Below are 3867 nucleotides of genomic sequence, written 5' to 3'. Positions count from 1 at the left end.
ATCGCCGCTGCGGCCCTCATCCTGCTCCAGCTCGAGTACGACCGAACCGTCTAAACGATCACGCAGCGTCATGATCCATTACCGGGAAAGGCTCATTGCGCAGGCGCTGGAACGTGCCCGCCTGTACGACACCAGCAAGGAACTCGCGCAGACTCTACAGGCGACGTTGCTACCCGACTCCCTTCCTCGTTTTCCCGGCCTCGATGCAGCAGCCCGTTACCTGCCGAGCGTCCGCGGCATGGACATCGGCGGCGACTTCTACGACTTGGTCCGGGTGGGCGACACCACCGCTGCTGCAGGCATCGGCGATGTCCAGGGCCACAACGTCGCGGCGGCGGCACTCATGGGCAGGATCCGCCCTGCCCTCCGCTCCCATGCCGCAAGCGGAGCGACGCCCGCGGATGTACTGGCGCAGGCCAACCGCCAACTGTGCGCGATGGAGCCGGGCCGCTTCGTCAGCTGTCTGTACGTCCGCCTCGAACTCGCAGACCACCGGGCTATGCTGGCCACGGCAGGCCATCCCCCGCCAGTCCTGCGCCATCCGGACGGCCGCACCGAGGTTCTTCGGCTACCGGCCGGCCTGCTCCTGGGCATCGCCCCCGACGCGGACTACACCTCCATCGAAATCCCGCTGGCGCCTGGCACCATCCTGGTCTTGTACACCGACGGACTTGTCGAGACTCCCGGAACGGATCTGGACGACGCCATGGCTGAGCTGGCCTCCCAGGTCGCCCAGGCCGCGATGGAACCCATGGATCGCCTCGCCACGGCCCTGATCGACAAGGCACGGCGCACCGCGCCCCGAACCGACGACATCGCCTTGCTGCTCATCGGGGTCGGCACAGCTCGCTAGAGGTTTGGCCCGTGCAGACTACGGACGGTTCGCCACTTGCAGGCCTTCGCCCTGTGTCTCTCCGAGATGGGCTGGTCACTCAGTGAAGCGAGACAGTGGCCATGCTTCTCAGTCAGCGAGCAGAACCTGTACGTCGCACGAGACTCCAGTGATTCATGTCGCAATCAAGCTCATCAGGGGCAACGCTGTCACGGGGCTGTACACCACCCGGTCGACGAAATGGTGGCCATCGAATGGCCCGACGAATGTCCACCTCTCGTCAGGATGCGAGGCTCTGTTCGGAGGCGAGAGATCGATGACCAAGACCAGTGCTTCAGTTATGCAGTAGTAGGCCCATGAACACGAATGAGATCCCTGACTACGCGATCGCGATGCTTGACGATCAAGGGACGGTTATCGCCTGGACGCAGGCCGCCAGGCGACTTGTCGGATATGCGCCAGCAGAAATAGTAGGTCGCTCTGCGGCAGTCATCGTGCCACCCTCCAAGGAGGCACCGACGATCTCCGCCTACGTCGAGCGTTGCCGTAGCCACAACGGATGGTCAGGCACGACCCCGGTGCGTAGCAGTGACGGCCACATGCTCAACGTCAGCCGGCGAGTTTCCATGCTGCGGGGGCAGGACGGCACCGTCCGGTGGCTTGTGTCCGTGACCGACATCGGCACGACCGCGACCAGTGGGTCGATGCGGGAGTCGCTCCTGACCCGCACCCCGATCGGCATCGTCGTCCGTGACCGGCAACTGCGGTGCACCTGGGTGAACGACACTATGGAGAGCCATGATGGCATCTCCCGTGAGCAGAGACTTGGACGTAGCCTCACCGATATACAGCCTGGCCTCCAGGCCGAAACAATTGAGACGGTGATGCGGCAAGTCCTGCAAAGCGGCAACACCAGAGTCCAGGAGTACCGGCCGTGGGTTCCCGTCGGCCCGCGCCGCGAGCACATCCTCGCGGCCTCGTTCTTCTGCCTCCGGGACGCCGACGGCCAGGCCATGGGGATCTGCACCATCAGCGTCGACGTCACCGAGAGCCGTCGTGCACGCGAACGCCTGGCCATCTTGAGCGAGGCCAGTACCCGCCTTGGCAGCACCCTGGACGTCATGCAGACCAGTCAGGAACTGGCCGACCTCGCCGTGCCCCTGCTCGCCGACTACGTCGCCCTCGACCTGGAACAGTCGATTCCATTCGGTGAGGGACCGCCGGTCCGCATCGGGCCGACAGGCAAGCGCCTACCCATTCTCCGGCGTACAGGCCTGGCCTCGATCCGCCAAGGAGTCCCTGAATCCCCATGGCGCCGTGGCGAAGCAGTCCACGTGTCGCCCACCTCCCCCTTCGCCCACGTGCTGCGCACCGGGAAGGCTTACCTCGAGCCGGTCTTGAACGCTACTGCCGGGAACTGGGTCGACCCGGCACGCGCGCAAAAGATCCAAGAAAACGGCATTCACTCCTTGATGCTCGTGCCCATCCGTACGCGAGGTACCTTCCTGGGTACGGCGTTGTTCATCCGCACGCAAGACCCAACGCCGTTCCAGGAGAGCGATCTGCTGCTGGCCGAAGAACTGGTCAGCCGGGCTGTACTGTCGCTGGACAATGCGCGCCAGTACGCTCGCAAGCACACGGCGGCCCTCGCTCTGCAGCGCAATCTGCTGCCTCAAGGCCCTAGATTCGGCACGGCTATCGAGACGGCCTCGCGTTACCTGCCGGCCGATACGGACCATGTGGTGGGCGGCGACTGGTTCGACGTGATCCCGCTGTCCGGCGCCCGCGTCGCCCTTGTCGTTGGTGATGTGGTCGGGCACGGCATCAACGCTGCGGCAGGCATGGGCTGGCTCCGCACCGCCGTACGTACGCTCTCCGGCATGGAGCTGCCTCCCGACGAACTGCTGGCCCAGCTCGACGACACAGTCCAGCGCCTGGCCGAAGAAGACGTGGATATGGCGGACAGCGTCCCCGCGGTCGTGGGAGCCACTTGCTTGTACGCCGTCTACGACCCAGTCACCCGCCGATGCACCATGGCCCGGGCCGGACATCCCCCGCCAGTAATCGTCGACCCGCAGGGCCGGGTCACCTTCCCCGATCTCCCCGCTGCAGCCCCTCTCGGCATCGGCATGGGCACCTCCTTCGAAGCCGCCGAGCTAGAGCTCCCTGAGGGAAGCATCATCGCCCTCTACACCGACGGCCTGATCGAGACCCGCGACCACGACATCGAAGAAGGCATGCGCCGCCTGGGTACAGCCCTCGCGCAACCAGATCTATCACTGGAGGAGCTCTGCACCCGCGCTACGAACGCCTCTTTCCTGGCGCAGGCACCTCAAGACGACACCACCCTGCTCCTGGTCCGAACACACGCGCTCAGCCGGGACGATGTCGCAACCTGGACACTACCCAGTGACCACACCGCCGCCCGCATGGCGGAACACCTGGCAGCCCACCAACTTGGTGCATGGGGACTGGACACGCTTCAGGACCCGATCAAGCTGATCGTCGGCGAACTGGTGGCCGATGCCCTCCGGCACGGTACAGGCCCCATCGGTCTGCGCCTCATCCGACACCGCTTCTTGACCTGCGAGGTTTCTTCCTCCGACGACTGCCTCCCCGGGTTGCGTCGCGCGCGCACCAACCAGACGAACAGCCGCGGACTTTCCCTGGTCACCCACATTGCCCGCAGGTGGGGCTCCCGTCTCACTGCGGGCGGCAAGGTCGTCTGGGCCGAAGCAGATCTGGTCTCCTCACCGTCACAGCCTTCGAGCCCCCGCCTCGTGATCGACCACACGTTGCAGACACCACAGCTGACCGCTGGCGACCCCCCGACCCACATTTGATGCGTCCCCAACCCCTCTTGCGACTCGTGTCATCCCGCTGTTCGCGACGACCCGCCGGGTCAACACGATCCGCAACAACCGCCGTGAGGCGCGTACAGCGCAGCTTCCGTAGCCGTACGAGGTACGTGCCAGGGGCCCCGAGCCGGGAAGGCTCGGGGCCCCTGGCGTTCGCCCGGTCAGGCCGGGAGGTCG

The 3867-nt window shown here is 65.6% G+C and carries 2 protein-coding genes and 1 pseudogene; all 3 read left to right on the top strand.

Annotation, left to right across the window (positions count from 1 at the left end):
- Positions 1 to 853 (top strand): PP2C family protein-serine/threonine phosphatase (locus ACFZAU_RS41725; RefSeq protein WP_500556591.1); only part of this gene is annotated, 853 nt, incomplete at its 5' end.
- Positions 854 to 1188: 335 nt separating this feature from the next.
- Positions 1189 to 3675 (top strand): SpoIIE family protein phosphatase, encoded by a 2487-nt coding sequence (locus ACFZAU_RS41720; protein WP_500556590.1) that lies wholly within the window; start codon positions 1189 to 1191, stop codon positions 3673 to 3675.
- A 28-nt stretch (positions 3676 to 3703) separates the two neighbouring features.
- Positions 3704 to 3787, top strand: a pseudogene (locus ACFZAU_RS41715) (CDP-diacylglycerol--serine O-phosphatidyltransferase); the annotation flags it as partial.
- Between the last annotated feature and the right edge of the window lie 80 nt (positions 3788 to 3867).

The organism is Streptomyces sp. NPDC008238 (assembly GCF_042956445.1).
Taxonomy (GTDB): domain Bacteria; phylum Actinomycetota; class Actinomycetes; order Streptomycetales; family Streptomycetaceae; genus Actinacidiphila.
The sequence above is the reverse complement of the archived record's forward strand: the minus strand, read 5'-3'. Positions and strand labels throughout refer to the sequence as shown.